We start from the raw sequence: 16,618 nt of genomic DNA, 5'->3' as shown, positions 1-16,618 counted from the left end.
TCGTCGTCCTCGCGTCATTGAGTTTGATTTGTGCGATAATCGAACGTATCGCCGTTAATCGCTCATTCATCAAATCATTGAAGTGGGGGGCAGGCAATGCAGGCGCGCGCCAAAGCGTGCGATTATCGTCCGTTTTAGGACGCCACGTCGTACGGAAACTTTTTTAGTGCCATAAAAATCAGATGGTTATATAAACTTCGCTCGCAGAATGTGATGACTATATTTGTGATGTGCATAACAGACGTTCTACACCGCGACGATGGCGTGCGAAATGGCGTTTTTCCTGCGTAAGATTAGCAGTAAAGGGTATCCTGCGAGGCCGAGCTGGACTATCCTTGTCAGCGTCTGGCACGTGTGTGTCGTTGTGCGCTTTTTTTGGCTGAAAGGAGTAAAAAAATGGCGACAGGAAAGTCCTGCTCTCGCTGGTTTGCGGCTATGGCGGCCTTATTGATGGTGGTTAGCCTGAGTGGGTGTTTTGATAAAGAAGGCGATCAGCGCAAAGCGTTTATCGACTTCCTGCAGAATACGGCGATGCGTAGCGGTGAACGTCTGCCGACGCTGACCGCCGATCAGAAAAAACAGTTTGGGCCTTTTGTCTCTGACTACGCGGTGATCTATGGTTACTCGCAGCAGGTGAGCCAGGCGATGGACGCTGGTCTGCGCCCGGTGGTGGACAGCGTCAATGCTATCCGCGTCCCGCAGGACTATATGACCCAGCGTGAGCCGCTGCGTCAGGCGAACGGCGCGCTGGGCGTGCTCAGCCAGCAGCTGCAGAATGCGAAAATGCAGGCCGATGCCGCGCATAGCGCTCTGAAGCAGGCTGACGATCTTAAGCCGGTCTTCGATCAGGTTTACGCCAAGGTCGTGACCGCGCCAGCTGACGCGCTGCAGCCGCTGATCCCGGCCGCGCAAATCTTTACCCAGCAGCTGGTTCAGGTGGGGGATTTTGTCGCTCAGCAGGGGACCCAGGTGAGCTTTGTGGCCAACGGCATTCAGTTCCCCACCTCGCAGCAGGCCAGCCAGTACAATGCGCTGATTGGGCCGCTGGCGGCGCAGCATCAGGCGTTTAATCAGGCATGGACGGCAGCGGTGAACGCCACCCGTTAATGTCTCATCTGGCTGACGTTGGCTGCGGCGAACGAGCAGGATGATGGATAAGATGCAAAAAGAACCCGGGGAGGGCGATTGCCGCCGCTACCCGGGTTTTTTTATGGCTTATTTGACCTGCGGGTTAACGCAGTTTTTCTCTACATTACCGTTCAGGGCATCGATCAGGTTGTCCACCGCGCAGGCCGCCATGTTGTAGCGCGTCTCATGGGTGGCAGAGCCGATATGCGGCAGCGCGACAACGTTTGGTAGGGTTAACAGCGGCGAGTCTTTTGCCAGCGGTTCGTGTTCGAAGACATCAAGGCCGGCAGCATGAATTTCACCCGCCTGCAGAGCAGCGATCAGCGCCTGCTCGTCCACCACCGGGCCACGTCCGGCGTTAATGAAGATGGCGGAAGATTTCATTTTGGCAAACTGCGCCTGACCGAACAGATGGTGGGTCTCTTCGCTCAGGGGCAGGATCAAGCAGACGAAATCGGCTTCCTGCAGCAGGGTATCGAGATCGCAATAGCGGGCGTTGAAGCGCTCTTCCGCCTGCGGATGCTGGCGGCGCGCGTTATACAGGATCGGCATGCCGAACCCGAAGTGGGCGCGCTGCGCCAGCGCCATACCGATGCGGCCCATGCCGACGATACCTAAGGTTTTATGGTGCACGTCGCAGCCGAACCAGTCCGGGCCAATGCTCTTCGTCCACTCGCCCGCTTTGACGCGCTCCGCCACTTCCACTACCCGGCGCGCGGTGCTCAGCACCAGCGCCATGACCGTATCGGCGACGGTCTCGGTCAGTACGGTCGGGGTATGCATCAGCAGCACCCGGCGAGCGTTCAGCGCCTCGACGTCAAAGTTGTCATAGCCAACGGAAACGGTAGAGGTCGCACGCAGCTTCGGCATCTTCTCCAGCAGCGCGGCGTCAACCTTTTCGCTGGAGCCCAGGAGGCCTTCAGCCTGGGCGAAGGCCTCTGCATGCTGCGAAACGGTCTCCGGCCGCAGGTTTTTTACCTGAGTGACGGAAAAGTGCTCCTCCAGGCGCTGTAGCAGGTCGTCGGGAAGCGTTTTATAGAGAATGACAGACGGCTTCATGCGAATCTCCGTAGTAGAAATAGTTCAGGCGTGGTGAGCGCCAAGCGGAATGTTTTGATTATTAGCAGGCTTAACAATCAAAGTCAGCAATACTGAGGCGAAAAGCGCCACCCCCATAAAAATATAGGAGGCTGCGGGGCTGCCGGTGGCACCGTTCAGGTAGCCGACAAACCACGAGCCGCAGAAGGAGCCCAGAGCGCCCATACTGTTGATCAGCGCCATGGCGCCTCCGGCGACGTTACGCGGCAGCATTTCCGGAATAATGGCGAAGAAGGGGCCGTAAGGCGCATACATTGCCGCACCGGCCACCACCAGCAGGGTATAAGACACCCAGAAGTGGTTGGCGCCGACCGCCCAGGAGCCGATGAAGGCCAGTCCGCCAATCAGCAGCAGCGGCCAGACGAACAGCTTACGGTTCTGCATTTTATCGGAGGCCCAGGAGACCACGATCATGGCGATAGTGGCCGCCAGGTACGGAACCGAAGAGAGCCAGCCCACTTCCACCATCCCCATATTTTCACCGCCGCTGCGGATAATCGACGGCAGCCACAGTACAAAACCGTACACGCCGATACTCCAGGCAAAGTACTGCGCGCAGAGCAGGATCACGTTGCGGGAGCGGAAGGCTTCGCCATAGTTACGCACCGCTTTGATGCCCTGCTGTTCACGATCCAGTTGTTCCTGCAGCGCGGCTTTTTCATTCTCCGCCAGCCAGTTAACCTGCGACGGTTTGTCTTTTACCAGCACCCACCAGCAGAAGGCCCAGATCACTGCCGGCACCCCTTCGATGATGAACATTTCCCGCCAGCCGAAGGCCTGAATCAGGTAGCCGGAGACCACCGACATCCACAGGACCGTCACCGGGTTACCGAGGATCAGGAAGGTGTTGGCGCGAGAGCGCTCTGATTTGGTGAACCAGTTGCTGATATAGATCAGCATCGCCGGCATCACCGCCGCTTCGACGACGCCGAGGATAAAGCGAATGGCCGCCAGCGCCGGGATATTATGCACAACACCGGTCAGCGAGGCGCAGCCGCCCCAGAGGATCAGGCAGATAAAGATCAGTTTGCGAACGCTGCGGCGCTCCGCATAGATAGCGCCGGGGATCTGGAAGAAGAAGTAGCCGAGGAAGAACAGGGCCCCCAGCAGGGAGGAGATCCCCTTGGTGATGCCCAGGTCTTCGGTAATGCCTGCCGCGGAGGCGAAGCTGAAGTTGGCACGGTCGAGGTACGCCAGGCTATACGTGATAAACACGATAGGCATGATGTACCACCAGCGTTTCGTTGCATTTGTTGAGCTATTCATAGGCTTGCCTCTGTCAATGAGGTGACATCCGTCCGTCGAAACGGACGCTGCTGTGCCGCGCTGCAGGTAGGGTACAGGACGGCTGTTATTGTTGCGTATAAATGTTATTCGCCCAGCGCATCGCGGGTGGGGAGCCCCTCGCTGTCGCCCTGGACCTGAATCGCCAGCGAACCGATTTTATTGCCACGGTTCACCGCCTGAAGCAGGGTTTTGCCTTCCAGCAGGGCGCTAATCACCCCGACGGCAAAGCCGTCGCCGGCGCCGACGGTATCGACGACGTTTTCGACTTTAATGGCATCAACCGTTCCCTGTTCGCCGCTGGCGCTCTTGAACCAGGCGCCGTCGCAGCCGGTTTTAATGACTACCGCCTTGACGCCGCGGGAGAGATAAAAATCGGCGATCCCTTCCGGGGTCTGCTGGCCGGTGAGAATCACGCCCTCTTTTAAGCCTGGCAAAACCCAGTCAGCCTGGAAGGCGAGACTGTTGAGTTTCTCCACCATCTCGGCTTCGCTTTTCCACAGCACCGGGCGCAGATTAGGGTCGAAAGAGAGGGTTTTTCCCTCGGCTTTCATCACCTTCGCCGCATGCTCCAGCAGCGCATATGAGCTTTCAGAGAGCGCGGCGGCCACGCCGCTCAGGTGCAGATGGCGGGCGCTGGTGAAGTAGTCGGCGCGAAAATCGTCCGGCGACAGATGGCTGGCGGCAGAGCCTTTGCGGAAATACTCCACAATGGGATCGGTTCCATTTTCGACTTTCGATTTCATCTGGAAACCGGTAGCGAAGCGGTTGTCGATGGCGACAGCGTGGCTATCGATCCCCTCTTTCGCCAGCGATTGCAGTACGAAGCGGCCAAAGCTGTCGTTGCCGACGCGGCTGACCCAGCCGACCTTCAGACCCAGGCGCGCCAGGCCGGTGGCGACGTTCAGTTCGGCGCCGGCGACACGCTTCATGAAATGCTCCACCTCGGCCAGATCGCCGGTTTCGGTGGCGACAAACATGGCCATGGCTTCGCCGATGGTGATGACATCTAAATTTTCCACGGCTTAATCCTCGCGTAACAGGTTGACGTAGCGGCGGGTCACGGCCGTCAGGTCATGGCCAGTCAGCGGGAACTCGATTCCACGCGGCGCGTCGGCAGGAAGATTATCGAGCAGGGCCAGCCAGCGATCGGCGGCCTGATCCGGCGGTACCGCGCGGAATTTCTCATGATGAGGCTCCGCCGCTTTCACATGAATATAGCTGACCGCCGGCGCAAGGTGGCGTGCCGCCTCTTCCGGCGAGTCGCCGACCCACAGCCAGTTGCCCATATCAAACGTTAAGGTGACCGGCAACTGATGGACCCTGCAGGCGGCTTTGAAGCGCTGCATCGGCGCCAGCTGGCCGCAGTCGGTCTGGTCATTCTCTACCACCAACGCCATGCCGCTGTCGCGGAGGATCTCGCGCAGCTCATCCAACTGCTGATTGTGAAGGAAATGGCCAAGGGAGAGCTTTAGCCACAGGGCGTTAAGGGTTTGCGCTTCCGCGAGCAGCGCCGGGAGTTCCGGGTTGAGCTCGCCGTTATCGGCGAACAGCGCCTGCGGCGCGGAGTAGCAGGCCAGCAGGCCGTGGCGCTCAATGGTGGCCGCCAGCGACGGCAGAGCGTTGAGCTCTTCCGCGCTGCACAGCTCGCGGCGGATTTCGACACCGTCCGCACCGGCGTCGGCGATGAACGGCAGGACAGCGGCCTGGCCGCCTAAGGATTTAACATGGTCATTACCATACGCAGCGGTAACGACAATAATTTTTCTGGCCATCGCGCTCTTACTCCCGGCGTTTGTTGCTTAATCTCCTTAATACGCTAGATGGTATCGGTTCCATAAGAAAGGGCGAGATGTTTAATTTATGATCGGCATCACGAAGGATCGTTAACGAGAGGTTGATCCGCGGACGATAAGCTCGCCGGAGAAGACCCGCTCGCGGATGGGGTCGTTAGTGCCGGCAATGCGCCGAATCACCTGTTCGACCGCGGCGTAGCCGATCTGCCACGTCGGCTGTTTGAGGGTGGTAATACCGACGCCAGCCAGCTCCGCCCACTCCAGTTCGTCGAAGCCCAGCAGGCCGATATCGCTCCCCCAGATCAGGCCGACGCGCTTCAGAGCGCGGGCCACCTGCAGCGTCAGGGCGCCGTTGGCGGAGATGACCGCTTTGCGCATCCCGCGGTGACGGGCGTGGAACTGGCGCAGGACGTTGTCCATCATCGCGCCGTCGTTGAGCTGCACTTCGGCGTTTTCAGCCACCACGCCGTGGTGACGAGTGAGGGTAGCGCGAAAAGCGCTCAGACGCTCGCGGCGGGTATTCACCGAGCCCAGCGGTTCGCTGAGAAACAGGATGGCCTCAAACCCTTTCTCCACCAGGTGTTCGGTGGCGGTGGTGGCGGCCTGGGCGTTATCAAGCCCGACCACATCGCAGGCGAAGTCGGGGATTTTACGGTCAATCAGCACCATCGGCAGGGCCGACTGCTGCAGGCGGTTCAGGCCATCCTCCCGCATACCGACTGCGTTGACCACGATGCCTTCCACCTGGTAGCTGCGCAGCAGGTCCAGGTAGTGCAGTTCCTGATCCAGCTCGTTATTGGTATTACACACCAGCAGGGTGAAGCCTTTTTCCCGGCAGGCCGCTTCAATGCCGCTCATGACATTGACCGAGTAGGGGTTGGTGATATCGGCGATGATCAGGCCAATAAGGCGGGTTCGGCCGTGCTTGAGGCCGCGGGCCATCAGGCTGGGGCGGTAGTCGAGTTCGGCAATGGCTTTTTCAATACGTGATAACAGATCGTCGGAAAGCAGATGCTTCTCGCCGTTAAGATAACGTGAAATGCTGGTTTTGCCGGTCTTTGCGGCTTTCGCCACATCGCTGATAGTTGCACGCGCCGCTTTCGCCATGGTGGCTTCCTTTGCTGAAAATCTGCCAACACCTTAGCGCGAAAAATAGCGATATCAAGCATTTTGCCCGGCAGAGCGGCTGCCGGGCGACATGAGGATGCGCTTATTGCAGCGGGCTGAGGGTAATTTCCACGCGACGGTTCTGCGCTTTGCCTTCCGCCGTGCTGTTGCTGGCGATAGGATTCGCCGGCCCCATGCCGGTGGTGCGAATGCGATTGGCCGCCACGCCCTGAGTGATCAGCGCGCTGGCGACGCTGTCTGCACGCTGTTGCGACAGACGCATATTCAGATCCTTGCTGCCGGTGCTGTCGGTGTAGCCGACGACGTTAACAGCGGTTTTCTCGTACTCTTTCAGCACCATGGCCACGCCGGTCAGGGTGTTGGCGCCGGCCGGCTTCAGGTTGGCGCTATTGCTGTCGAAGGTGACGTTATTCGGCATGTTCAGCACGATATTGTCGCCATTTCGCGTCACGCTGACCCCGGTTCCCTGCATTTTGTCGCGCAGCTTCGCTTCCTGCACGTCCATGTAGTAACCAATGCCGCCGCCGAGCGCCGCGCCAGCCGCTGCGCCAATCAGCGCGCCTTTGCCGCGGTCATGTTTGGAAGAGGAGAGCGCGCCGACGCCAGCGCCCACTAAGGAGCCAATACCTGCGCCAATACCGGATTTACCTGCTTCACGTTCACCGGTATAGGGGTTGGTGGTGCAGCCAGAAATGGCCAGAGTGCCGCTGACCAGCGCCGCAATCATAAGTACGCGTTTTTTCATTTAATGTCCTTAATCCTTTTTATTCTTTGTCACAGCGAACGTGACGGTTGATTATGACGCGTGATTACGTAGAAAATTCCCCGGATACCATCTCATTTTGTAAATAACATTGAACGGTTGCCCATCACGCCGTCATGACACCTGCATTCGCTGACCAGGAGCCGCCCTTGCCAACCTCATCTGCAACCAAAACCATCTTAACCGCCGCCCACTGGGGACCGATGCTGGTGGAAACGGACGGTGAAAACGTCCTCTCTTCCCGCGGCGCGCTGGCGACACCGTTTGCCAACTCGCTGCAAACGGCGGTGCGCGATCAGGTCCACAGCAAAACCCGCGTGCGCTATCCGATGGTGCGCAAAGGCTTCCTTGCTTCACCGGACAAGCCCCAGGGGGTCCGCGGTCAGGATGAATTCGTGCGGGTGAGCTGGGATCAGGCGCTGGATTTAATTGACGCCCAGCATCGACGGATCCGCGAAAGCTACGGTCCGCAGTCGATTTTCGCCGGCTCCTACGGCTGGCGCTCTAACGGCGTCCTGCATAAGGCGGCCACCCTGCTGCAACGCTACATGAGCCTGGCGGGCGGCTATACCGGCCATCTTGGCGATTACTCCACTGGCGCGGCGCAGGCGATCATGCCTTACGTCGTGGGCGGGAATGAGGTGTATCAGCAGCAGACCAGCTGGCCGCTGGTGCTCGAGCACAGCGAAGTGGTGGTGCTGTGGAGCGCCAACCCGCTGAACACCCTGAAAATTGCCTGGAACGCCTCCGACGAGCAGGGGATCCCGTGGTTCGACCGGCTGCGCCAGAGCGGTAAGCGCCTGATCTGCATCGATCCGATGCGATCGGAAACCGTCGATTTCTTTGGCGATTCGATGGAATGGATCGCGCCGCATATGGGCACCGATGTCGCGCTGATGCTGGGGATCGCCCATACGCTGGTGGAGAATAGCTGGCAGGATGATGCGTTTCTTACCCGCTGCACCAGCGGCTACGATATTTTTGCCCGCTATCTGACCGGCGAAAGCGACGGCGTAGCGAAAACCGCTGACTGGGCGGCGGCGATCTGCGGCGTGCAAGCGGATAAGATCCGTGAACTGGCGAAAATTTTCCATGAAAATACCACCATGCTGATGTCTGGCTGGGGCATGCAGCGCCAGCAGTATGGCGAGCAGAAGCACTGGATGCTGGTCACCCTGGCCGCCATGCTGGGGCAGATTGGCACCCCGGGAGGCGGGTTTGGTCTTTCCTATCATTTCGCCAACGGCGGCAACCCGACGCGCCGCGCGGCGGTACTGGGCTCGATGCAGGGAAGCGTCGCCGGGGGCGTGGACGCGGTGGAGAAGATCCCGGTCGCGCGGATCGTCGAGGCGCTGGAGAATCCGGGGGCAGAGTATCAGCACAACGGCATGGCGCGTCGCTTCCCCGATATTCGCTTTATCTGGTGGGCCGGCGGGGCCAACTTTACTCATCATCAGGACACCAACCGCCTGATTCAGGCCTGGCAGAAGCCGGAGCTGATCGTCATCTCCGAATGCTTCTGGACCGCCGCCGCGCGCCATGCCGATATCGTCCTGCCGGCGACCACCTCGTTTGAGCGCAACGATCTGACCATGACTGGAGATTACAGCAATCAGCATCTGGTGCCGATGAAGCAGGTGGTCGCCCCGCGAGATGAAGCGCGCGACGATTTCGCGGTCTTTGCCGACCTCAGCGAACGCTGGGAGGTGGGCGGCCGCGAGCGCTTCACCGAAGGGAAGAGTGATTTGCAGTGGCTGGAGACCTTCTATCAGATCGCCGCCCAGCGCGGGGCTCACCAGCAGGTGACGCTGCCGCCGTTTGCCGAATTCTGGCAGGCTAACCAGCTGATTGAGATGCCAGAGGAGCCGGAAAATGCCCGTTTTGCGCGCTTCGCCGCCTTCCGCGCCGATCCGCAGGCTAATCCGCTGAAAACGGCGAGCGGTAAAATTGAGATCCACTCGCCAACCATCGCCGCCTTTGGCTACGCCGATTGCCCGCCGCACCCGATATGGCTGGAGCCCGACGAGTGGCATGGCAACGCTGAGGCGGGGCAGCTGCAGCTGCTGTCGGCCCATCCGGCCCACCGTCTGCACAGTCAACTGAACCACACCGCGCTGCGCGAACGCTATGCTGTCGCCGGACGCGAACCGGTGACTATTCATCCGCAGGATGCCCGGGCCCGGGGGATTGCCGATGGCGATCTGGTGCGGGTGTGGAACGCCCGCGGTCAGGTGCTGGCCGGCGCGGTGGTGACGGAGGGGATCCGCCCGGGGGTGATTTGCCTGCATGAAGGGGCATGGCCCGACCTGGATCCGCGGGTGGGCATCTGCAAAAACGGGGCGGTGAATGTCTTAACCAAAGATATCCCGACATCCCGGCTGGGCAACGGCTGTGCCGGGAACACCGCCCTGGCGTGGCTGGAGAAATATACCGGCCCGACGCTGCCGCTTACAGCATTTGATCCGCCGGCCAACGCATAATCCACGTCGGGTGCTGAGTGTCGTCCTGCCATGCGCAGTCTTCAATCCGGAAGCCCTGCGCATGGTAGAAACTGACCGCCGATTCGTTCTTCTGGTAAACCTCGAGACTCAGCCAGGCGTAGTGCTGTTTGACTTCATCCAGCAGCGCCCGGCCAATGCCCTGGCGGATGGCGTCCGGCGCGACAAACAGCGCGCCGACGAAGCGGGAGTCCAGCACGCTAACAAAGCCTTTTAATTCCCCATCGCGTTCCCAGACCCAGGTGCTGGCGGCGGGAAGATAGACATCCCGTACCACCGCGACGCTGTCGCGCCAGTAACTTTCGCTGATAAAAGGATGGGCATGAATCGTGCTGTCCAGCCACAGGGCCAGCAGCGGCGCGGTATCTTTAGTGTCCCACTTGCGGATCATCCTGACCTCCAGGGTGACAGAAGCAGCCGGTGATATGGTCGTTGACCAGCCCACAGGCCTGCATAAAGGAATAACAGATTGTCGAGCCGACAAATTTAAAGCCGCGTTTTTTCAATGCCTTCGACAGCGCATCGGAGGCCGGCGTCGTGGTGGGGATCTCCGCCAGCGTCGCGGCGCAGGTCACCTGCGGCTCATTGTTGACGAAGGACCAGACAAAATCAGTGAACGACTCGCCATTTTCTTCCATCGCCAGATAGGCGCGGGCATTGCCGATAATGGCCTGGATTTTTCCCCGATGGCGAATGATGCCGGCATTCTGCAGCAACTGCTCGACATCGTCTTCCCCCATCGCTGCCACGCGCACCGGATCGAAGTGGTGAAAAGCCTGACGGTAGTTCTGCCGTTTTTTTAACACCGTGATCCATGACAAACCGGCCTGCTGGCCCTCCAGGCAGATCATTTCAAACAGCTGGCGGCCCTCTTTTTGCGCCACACCCCATTCGGTATCGTGATATTCGATATATAACGGATCCTGACTCACCCATCCGCAACGTTGCATAGCTATTTCTCCCTCTGCGCTAAAAAAGTGGACGCCCCGGCTTGACGGCTGAAAGATAAAGATAATAGTTAATACAGGGAAATCGTATCCCCAAAAAAAACACAGCAATATTGCCGATTCGGCTCTTTTCTGGAGTCGCATTAATGATAATAAAGAAATGCAATGGCCTCCGGGGCTTCTTGTTCCCGGCGAGCGTATCCGTCTGGATGACGTGTGTCTCTGGAGCGAATGCCTGGCAACAGGAATATATCGCTATCGATACAAAAAGTAATACGCCGGAACGCTATACATGGGATAGCGATCACCAACCACGTTACGAAGATATTCTCGCTGAGCGGATGAAGTCCTCAGAGACGCCTGGCGGGCTGGCATTAAACCAGGCGCTGGCGCCACCGGACAGCAGCCGTGGTCAGAGCGTTGGCTGGAATTATCTGCTGGCAAATGGCATGACCTCCGGGCCGGTGGCCAGCCTGCGCAGTGACGTCACCGCGCCAGTGACGAGAAGCGCTGGCGAGACGGGGTATGTCAACACGCTCGGCTGGCGCATGGATTATCAGTCGCTGTGGGGCGTGCATCCCTGGGCTCAGGTGAGCTATAACCAGTCGCTTACCAGCGATGCCTGGTCGCCGACGACCCGCGCCAGAGAGGGCGGCTGGAGTGATGTCACCCTGGGCGCCGATATGCGGTTGGGATCCCATGTTGCGGCATGGGCGACGCTGTCGCAGGCGGACAATGTCCCATCCGGGGAAAATACGCTCTATTTGATGGGCGTCAGCGCCAACTTTTGACCGATATTGTTACGCGTTTGAAACGACGCGGTTATTGTTAAATCTCAGTAATGGCGCATTTCTGTGAGATAGCGCACACTAACTTTTTTCCTGAAATTCGCGGAATGAATGTTTTGCAATGTCATTCGTTCCGCCATTAATGCATTTCATTCCCTGCTGGTGGCAGTTCATGCCTTTTTCCCCACAGGATGAGGGGCCTTCGCTATTGTGGCGGCAGTTAATTTATCAGGACAACTGCTATGAACGCTGCAAACCGTCAATCGACCCGCTGGCTTACGCTAATCGGCACCATCATCACCCAATTTGCTCTCGGTTCGGTCTATACCTGGAGCCTGTTTAATAGTTCGCTGTCTGACAAACTGGGCGAGCCGGTCAGCCAGGTGGCTTTCTCCTTTGGCCTGCTGAGCCTCGGGCTGGCGCTCTCCTCGTCGGTCGCCGGGAAGTTGCAGGAACGCTTTGGCGTTAAGCGTGTGACCATGGCCTCCGGGATACTGCTCGGTTTGGGCTTCTTCCTGACCGCGCACTCCAACAGCCTGATGATGCTGTGGCTGAGCGCGGGCGTGCTGGTGGGGCTGGCGGACGGCGCCGGCTATCTGCTGACCCTGTCGAACTGCGTGAAGTGGTTCCCGGAGCGTAAAGGGCTGATCTCTGCTTTCTCCATTGGTTCCTATGGGCTCGGCAGCCTGGGGTTCAAATTCATTGATTCCCATCTGCTGGCCACCGTCGGCCTGGAAAAAACCTTCGTCATCTGGGGCGCTATCGTGCTGGTGATGATCGTCTTTGGCGCGACCCTGATGAAAGATGCGCCGAATCATACGGCGACCACCGCGGCCAACGGCGTCGTGGAAAATGACTTTACTCTCGCCGAATCGATGCGCAAACCGCAGTACTGGATGCTGGCGGTGATGTTCCTGACGGCCTGCATGAGCGGACTGTACGTGATTGGCGTGGCGAAAGATATTGCCCAGGGGATGGTCCACCTGGATGTCGCCACGGCGGCAAACGCGGTAACCGTTATCTCGATTGCTAACCTCAGCGGCCGCCTGGTGTTAGGCATCCTGTCCGACAAGATCTCCCGCATTCGTGTGATTACCCTCGGTCAGATCGTGTCGCTGGTAGGGATGGCCGCGCTGCTGTTCGCCCCGCTGAATGCCATGACTTTCTTCGCCGCCATCGCCTGCGTCGCCTTTAACTTCGGCGGCACCATCACCGTCTTCCCGTCGCTGGTGAGTGAGTTCTTTGGCCTGAACAATCTGGCGAAAAACTACGGCGTGATTTATCTGGGCTTTGGTATCGGCAGCATCTGCGGCTCTCTCATCGCTTCGCTGTTCGGCGGCTTCTACGTGACCTTCTGCGTGATCTTCGCCCTGCTGATTCTGTCGCTGGCGCTGTCCACCACCATCCGTCAGCCGAAAGGCAGTGTTTATAGCGAGGCGCACGCCTGAAACCTGCAGCGCGAAACGTGCCCCTGGTTAATCCCCTAAGCAAATAGTGCCAATCCAGCCAAATGTTTTGTAAATGTTTGGCTGGATCACATTCCCTCCTGATACTTTTCCCGTTCCCTGTGGTCTACTTATCGCGCTTTGTAGAGGTTTCTGATAACCAACCCTAACGCACCCTATTAGCCTACTGACTCATGCCACAGCGTCAGGCGGTGTTTTATTCTTCTTTTTCCAGGTTTGCTTGCATGAAATATATTAGAACGATGACGCAGCAGAAGCTTAGTTTTTGGCTGGCGCTGTACATCGGCTGGTTTATGAACATCGCCGTTTTTTTCCGGCGTTTCGATGGTTATGCTCAAGAGTTCACTTTCTGGAAAGGGCTTTCCGGTGTCGTTGAACTGGTCGCCACGGTCTTTGTCACCTTCTTCCTGTTACGTCTGCTGTCACTGTTTGGTCGCCGCATCTGGCGCATTCTGGCGACGCTGATTGTCCTGTTTTCCGCCGCCGCCAGTTACTACATGACGTTCCTCAATGTGGTGATTGGCTACGGAATTATCGCTTCGGTGATGACCACCGATATCGACCTGTCGAAAGAGGTCATTGGCTGGCACCTGATCCTCTGGCTGGTGGTGGTGAGCGCGCCGCCGCTGCTGTTCATCTGGAGCAACCGCTGCCGCCATACGCTGCTGCGCCAACTGCGCACCCCGGGGCAGCGGGTTAAAAACGTATTGATCGTCGTGCTGGCCGGGCTCATTGTCTGGGGTCCCATCCGCCTGCTTGAGCTGCGTCAGCATGATGTGGAGCGCCATTCGGAAGTGGATATGCCGAGCTATGGCGGGGTGATCGCCAACTCCTATCTGCCATCTAACTGGCTGTCGGCGCTGGGGCTGTACGCCTGGGCGCAGGTGGATGAATCCTCGGATAATAAATCGCTGATTAACCCGGCGAAGAAGTTTACCTACGTCGCGCCGGAAGGCCTGGATGACACCTACGTGGTGTTTATCATTGGCGAAACGACCCGCTGGGACCATATGGGCATCCTTGGCTATAGCCGCAATACCACGCCAGAGCTGGAGAAAGAGAAGAATCTGGTCGCCTTCCGCGGCTACTCCTGCGATACCGCCACCAAGCTGTCGTTACGCTGCATGTTTGTGCGTCAGGGCGGGGCGGAGGATAACCCGCAGCGGACGCTCAAAGAGCAGAACGTCTTTGCCGTGCTGCATCAGCTGGGCTTCAGCGGCAATCTGTACGCCATGCAGAGCGAGATGTGGTTCTACAGCAACACGATGGCTAACAATATCGCCTACCGCGAGCAGATTGGCGCCGAGCCGCGCAACCGTGGTAAGAGCGTTGACGATATGCTGCTGGTGGATGAGATGAAGCGCGGTATGGCGCAGGGCAACGCCTCCGGTAAGCATCTGATCATTCTCCACACCAAAGGCTCCCACTTTAACTACACCCAACGCTACCCGCGCAGCTTCGCCCAGTGGAAGCCGGAGTGCGTCGGCGTCGACAACAAGTGCTCGAAAGCGGAGCTGATTAACTCCTACGATAACAGCGTGACCTACGTCGATCACTTTATCGTCAGCGTCCTCGACCAGCTGCGGGATAAGAAAGCGATTGTGTTCTATGCCGCCGATCATGGGGAGTCGATTAATGAACGCGAACACCTGCACGGAACGCCGCGCAAGATGGCGCCGCCGGAGCAGTTCCGCGTGCCGATGATGGTGTGGATGTCGGATAAATACCTGGAGAACCCCGATCATGCCGCCGCGTTTGCCCATCTGCAGCAGCAGGCTGCGATGAAGGTGCCGCGCCGTCACGTCGAGCTGTATGACACCATTATGGGCTGTCTCGGCTATACCTCGCCGGATGGCGGGATCAATGAGAATAACAACTGGTGCCGGTGGAAAAAGTAAGGCACGGGGTTTATTTTCAGATTCTCGGGTCTGTTCTCCCTTCCTGAGCCCAGGATAAGCTAATCCCTCGCCGGCTGACGCCGCGCGAGGGATTTTTTTCGCACAGTGGATGTGTCTGGCAGGTTGCCTCTTCTTCTTTGATTACCCTCCAGTTTTCTCGCTCCCCCTGTGCACGAACTTTTCATGGAGAGAAAGGATGAAGGTGATAAAGGGGTTGGCCTTACTGTGCCTGTTGATGCTCGCGGGCTGCCAGTCTGAGGAAGAGACCAGCCAGTTCCTGCTGGCCTGTAAATACGATGCGCCAGCGACGATCGAAGCCATGCTGAATAACGGCATTGATGTGGATGGTCAGGATAAAACCGGCTTAAGTGGCCTGATGGTCGCTGCCGCGGAAAATCGTCGTGATGTGGTAGCGTTACTGCTTAAGCGTCAGGCGAAGCCGAATCTCCAGACGCGCCAGGGCGTCACGGCGCTGATGCTGGCGGCGGCGCGCGGCAGCGATGCCGCGATTATCGGCGATCTTCTCCAGGCCGGCGCGTCGGTAAATCAGACCAGCGTCGAGAAGAGTACGGCATTGATGTCCGCCATTGCCGACGGCGGGGACGTCAGAAAGGACTATCAGCATATTCTGGCGATGAAAAAGCCCGATGCGCCTGTCGAGAAGGAGAGCGCGCTGGATAAAATTGTCGGCGCAACGGCGGCGAAATCGCTGGCGACGGGTAACCGCGCGCTGATGACCGAAGACATGGCGTTACAACTGGCGCCCGGCGCGTTTAAGAAGAACGTCGACGAGATCGTGGCGCTGCTGATCAGGCATGGGGCGGACGTGAAGGCCGTCAATGCGTCAGGGGAATCGGCCTTTTTCCTCGCGGTCGATCACGCGCGTTCGACGGAAACCATCACGACGCTGGCCAACGCCGGGGCGGACACCAGCCTGGCGGATAAATCCGGCACCACCCCGCTGATGCTGGCGGCGGCGGGGGATGATCCCAATCTGGTGCTGGCGCTGTCGGCCTCCGGTGTGGAGGTGGATAAGCCGAACCGTGAAGGACTCACGGCGCTGCAGGTGGCGGCGGGTCAGGGGTCGCCTGCGGTGATCGCGGCGCTGGTGCAGCGCGGCGCAAAGGTGGACCAGCTCTCCGCCAACGACCTCAGCCCGCTGATGCTGGCGGTCAAAATGAATAATAAAGCCAATGTCGAGGCGCTGCTTGAGGCTGGCGCCAGCGTCAACCTCAGCAATAAGGCCGGCTATACGGCGATCGGCTACAGCCGGGCCGGCGAGGTTCGCCAGCTGCTGCTGGCGCAGCATGCCGAGCTGAAGGGGCAGGCCGCGCATATGGCGCAAAGCGAACTGCAGTTTTGTGCTAATGCCTTTGCCGACAAGCTGGCATACAGCGACATCGCCCGCGCGGTGAATAACGATACCCGCCCGGATATTATGCGTCATCAGCAATCCTGCCCGGAGCTGGGGGAACTGACGATGCTGCTGGGGGAATTTAAATTCAACCCGGCGGGCTCGACCTATCTCGGTGAGCCGGTGACCTGTAAGGTATCCGAGTATCGCAAAGCGTTTGAGGTGACCTGCCGCTGAAAACGATGACCAACCGGCGATTCGCTGCTCAGGCTGCTGAGTTTCTCGCCGGTTGAGCGATTTTTTGAAAATAAGGCATTGACGGGTAGGCATCCCAGCAGTAAGATGCGCCCCGCATTCGGTGATTGGCGCAGCCTGGTAGCGCACTTCGTTCGGGACGAAGGGGTCGGAGGTTCGAATCCTCTATCACCGACCAAATTCGAAAAGCCTGCTCAACGAGCAGGCTTTTTTGC

General features: G+C 58.7%; 14 protein-coding genes and 1 tRNA gene. 7 read left to right on the top strand and 8 right to left on the bottom strand.

The window, feature by feature from the left end; genetic code table 11:
* The first annotated feature begins 396 nt into the window (after nt 1–396).
* Nucleotides 397–1,107, top strand: coding sequence for a DUF3053 domain-containing protein (locus NKJ21_RS10165; RefSeq protein WP_012540337.1), 711 nt, complete (start codon nt 397–399; stop codon nt 1,105–1,107).
* A gap of 108 nt (nt 1,108–1,215) precedes the next feature.
* Here the strand turns inward: NKJ21_RS10165 and ghrB are convergent, their stop codons facing one another.
* From ghrB to NKJ21_RS10135, 6 genes are all read right to left on the bottom strand, one after another.
* Nucleotides 1,216–2,187: a glyoxylate/hydroxypyruvate reductase GhrB gene (ghrB, locus tag NKJ21_RS10160; RefSeq protein ID WP_008806887.1), complete on the bottom strand. Its 972-nt coding sequence runs from the start codon at nt 2,185–2,187 to the stop codon at nt 1,216–1,218.
* 24 nt (nt 2,188–2,211) lie between these two features.
* The gene (locus NKJ21_RS10155; RefSeq protein ID WP_254732880.1) at nt 2,212–3,492 is read right to left on the bottom strand and encodes an MFS transporter; all 1,281 of its coding nucleotides are present in this window, start codon (nt 3,490–3,492) and stop codon (nt 2,212–2,214) included.
* A 104-nt stretch (nt 3,493–3,596) separates the two neighbouring features.
* Nucleotides 3,597–4,532, bottom strand: coding sequence for a sugar kinase (locus tag NKJ21_RS10150; RefSeq protein ID WP_110221749.1), 936 nt, complete (start codon nt 4,530–4,532; stop codon nt 3,597–3,599).
* A gap of 3 nt (nt 4,533–4,535) precedes the next feature.
* On the bottom strand, nt 4,536–5,285 hold the full coding sequence (locus tag NKJ21_RS10145) for a sugar phosphate isomerase/epimerase (RefSeq protein WP_008806890.1): 750 nt from the start codon (nt 5,283–5,285) through the stop codon (nt 4,536–4,538).
* Between the two features lie 111 nt (nt 5,286–5,396).
* On the bottom strand, nt 5,397–6,413 hold the full coding sequence (locus tag NKJ21_RS10140) for a LacI family DNA-binding transcriptional regulator (RefSeq protein ID WP_008806891.1): 1,017 nt from the start codon (nt 6,411–6,413) through the stop codon (nt 5,397–5,399).
* A gap of 103 nt (nt 6,414–6,516) precedes the next feature.
* Complete coding sequence (locus NKJ21_RS10135; protein ID WP_002921917.1) at nt 6,517–7,179, bottom strand: OmpA family lipoprotein; 663 nt, start codon at nt 7,177–7,179, stop codon at nt 6,517–6,519.
* Nucleotides 7,180–7,346: 167 nt separating this feature from the next.
* On the opposite strand from NKJ21_RS10135, the gene NKJ21_RS10130 reads away from it, so the two are divergent.
* Nucleotides 7,347–9,677, top strand: coding sequence for a molybdopterin guanine dinucleotide-containing S/N-oxide reductase (locus NKJ21_RS10130; protein WP_110221750.1), 2,331 nt, complete (start codon nt 7,347–7,349; stop codon nt 9,675–9,677).
* Here NKJ21_RS10130 and NKJ21_RS10125 read toward each other — a convergent pair.
* Entirely contained in the window at nt 9,646–10,086 is a 441-nt protein-coding gene (locus NKJ21_RS10125; RefSeq protein WP_008806893.1) for an N-acetyltransferase, read from the bottom strand. The genes NKJ21_RS10130 and NKJ21_RS10125 overlap by 32 nt on opposite strands.
* Complete coding sequence (tag, locus tag NKJ21_RS10120) at nt 10,064–10,645, bottom strand: DNA-3-methyladenine glycosylase I (RefSeq protein WP_012540342.1); 582 nt, start codon at nt 10,643–10,645, stop codon at nt 10,064–10,066. The genes NKJ21_RS10125 and tag overlap by 23 nt, the downstream gene beginning before the upstream one ends.
* Before the next feature lie 206 nt (nt 10,646–10,851).
* On the opposite strand from tag, the gene NKJ21_RS10115 reads away from it, so the two are divergent.
* From NKJ21_RS10115 to NKJ21_RS10095, 5 genes are all read left to right on the top strand, one after another.
* Nucleotides 10,852–11,433 (top strand): autotransporter outer membrane beta-barrel domain-containing protein, encoded by a 582-nt coding sequence (locus NKJ21_RS10115; RefSeq protein WP_162493230.1) that lies wholly within the window; start codon nt 10,852–10,854, stop codon nt 11,431–11,433.
* 239 nt (nt 11,434–11,672) lie between these two features.
* Nucleotides 11,673–12,878, top strand: coding sequence for an MFS transporter (locus tag NKJ21_RS10110; RefSeq protein WP_012540343.1), 1,206 nt, complete (start codon nt 11,673–11,675; stop codon nt 12,876–12,878).
* Between the two features lie 242 nt (nt 12,879–13,120).
* Nucleotides 13,121–14,794, top strand: a complete 1,674-nt coding sequence (gene eptB, locus NKJ21_RS10105; protein ID WP_008806897.1) for a kdo(2)-lipid A phosphoethanolamine 7''-transferase — start codon at nt 13,121–13,123, stop codon at nt 14,792–14,794.
* A gap of 196 nt (nt 14,795–14,990) precedes the next feature.
* A complete protein-coding gene (locus tag NKJ21_RS10100) occupies nt 14,991–16,385 on the top strand; it encodes an ankyrin repeat domain-containing protein (RefSeq protein WP_012967080.1) in 1,395 nt (464 codons plus the stop codon).
* 119 nt (nt 16,386–16,504) lie between these two features.
* Nucleotides 16,505–16,581, top strand: a tRNA-Pro gene (locus tag NKJ21_RS10095).
* Nucleotides 16,582–16,618 lie beyond the last annotated feature (37 nt).

The sequence above is a fragment of the Klebsiella sp. SWET4 genome, from assembly GCF_024296565.1.
Lineage (GTDB): Bacteria > Pseudomonadota > Gammaproteobacteria > Enterobacterales > Enterobacteriaceae > Klebsiella > Klebsiella variicola.
This window is presented reverse-complemented; position numbering and strand designations above follow the sequence as displayed.

What these genes read in the sequence shown, in the direction of transcription:
- NKJ21_RS10165 (WP_012540337.1), top strand. Translation starts at nt 397, where the DNA reads ATGGCGACAGGAAAGTCCTGCTCTCGCTGGTTTGCGGCTATGGCGGCC.
- ghrB (WP_008806887.1), bottom strand. Translation starts at nt 2,187, where the DNA reads ATGAAGCCGTCTGTCATTCTCTATAAAACGCTTCCCGACGACCTGCTA.
- NKJ21_RS10155 (WP_254732880.1), bottom strand. Translation starts at nt 3,492, where the DNA reads ATGAATAGCTCAACAAATGCAACGAAACGCTGGTGGTACATCATGCCT.
- NKJ21_RS10145 (WP_008806890.1), bottom strand. Translation starts at nt 5,285, where the DNA reads ATGGCCAGAAAAATTATTGTCGTTACCGCTGCGTATGGTAATGACCAT.
- NKJ21_RS10140 (WP_008806891.1), bottom strand. Translation starts at nt 6,413, where the DNA reads ATGGCGAAAGCGGCGCGTGCAACTATCAGCGATGTGGCGAAAGCCGCA.
- NKJ21_RS10135 (WP_002921917.1), bottom strand. Translation starts at nt 7,179, where the DNA reads ATGAAAAAACGCGTACTTATGATTGCGGCGCTGGTCAGCGGCACTCTG.
- NKJ21_RS10125 (WP_008806893.1), bottom strand. Translation starts at nt 10,086, where the DNA reads ATGATCCGCAAGTGGGACACTAAAGATACCGCGCCGCTGCTGGCCCTG.
- tag (WP_012540342.1), bottom strand. Translation starts at nt 10,645, where the DNA reads ATGCAACGTTGCGGATGGGTGAGTCAGGATCCGTTATATATCGAATAT.
- NKJ21_RS10115 (WP_162493230.1), top strand. Translation starts at nt 10,852, where the DNA reads ATGACGTGTGTCTCTGGAGCGAATGCCTGGCAACAGGAATATATCGCT.
- NKJ21_RS10110 (WP_012540343.1), top strand. Translation starts at nt 11,673, where the DNA reads ATGAACGCTGCAAACCGTCAATCGACCCGCTGGCTTACGCTAATCGGC.
- eptB (WP_008806897.1), top strand. Translation starts at nt 13,121, where the DNA reads ATGAAATATATTAGAACGATGACGCAGCAGAAGCTTAGTTTTTGGCTG.
- NKJ21_RS10100 (WP_012967080.1), top strand. Translation starts at nt 14,991, where the DNA reads ATGAAGGTGATAAAGGGGTTGGCCTTACTGTGCCTGTTGATGCTCGCG.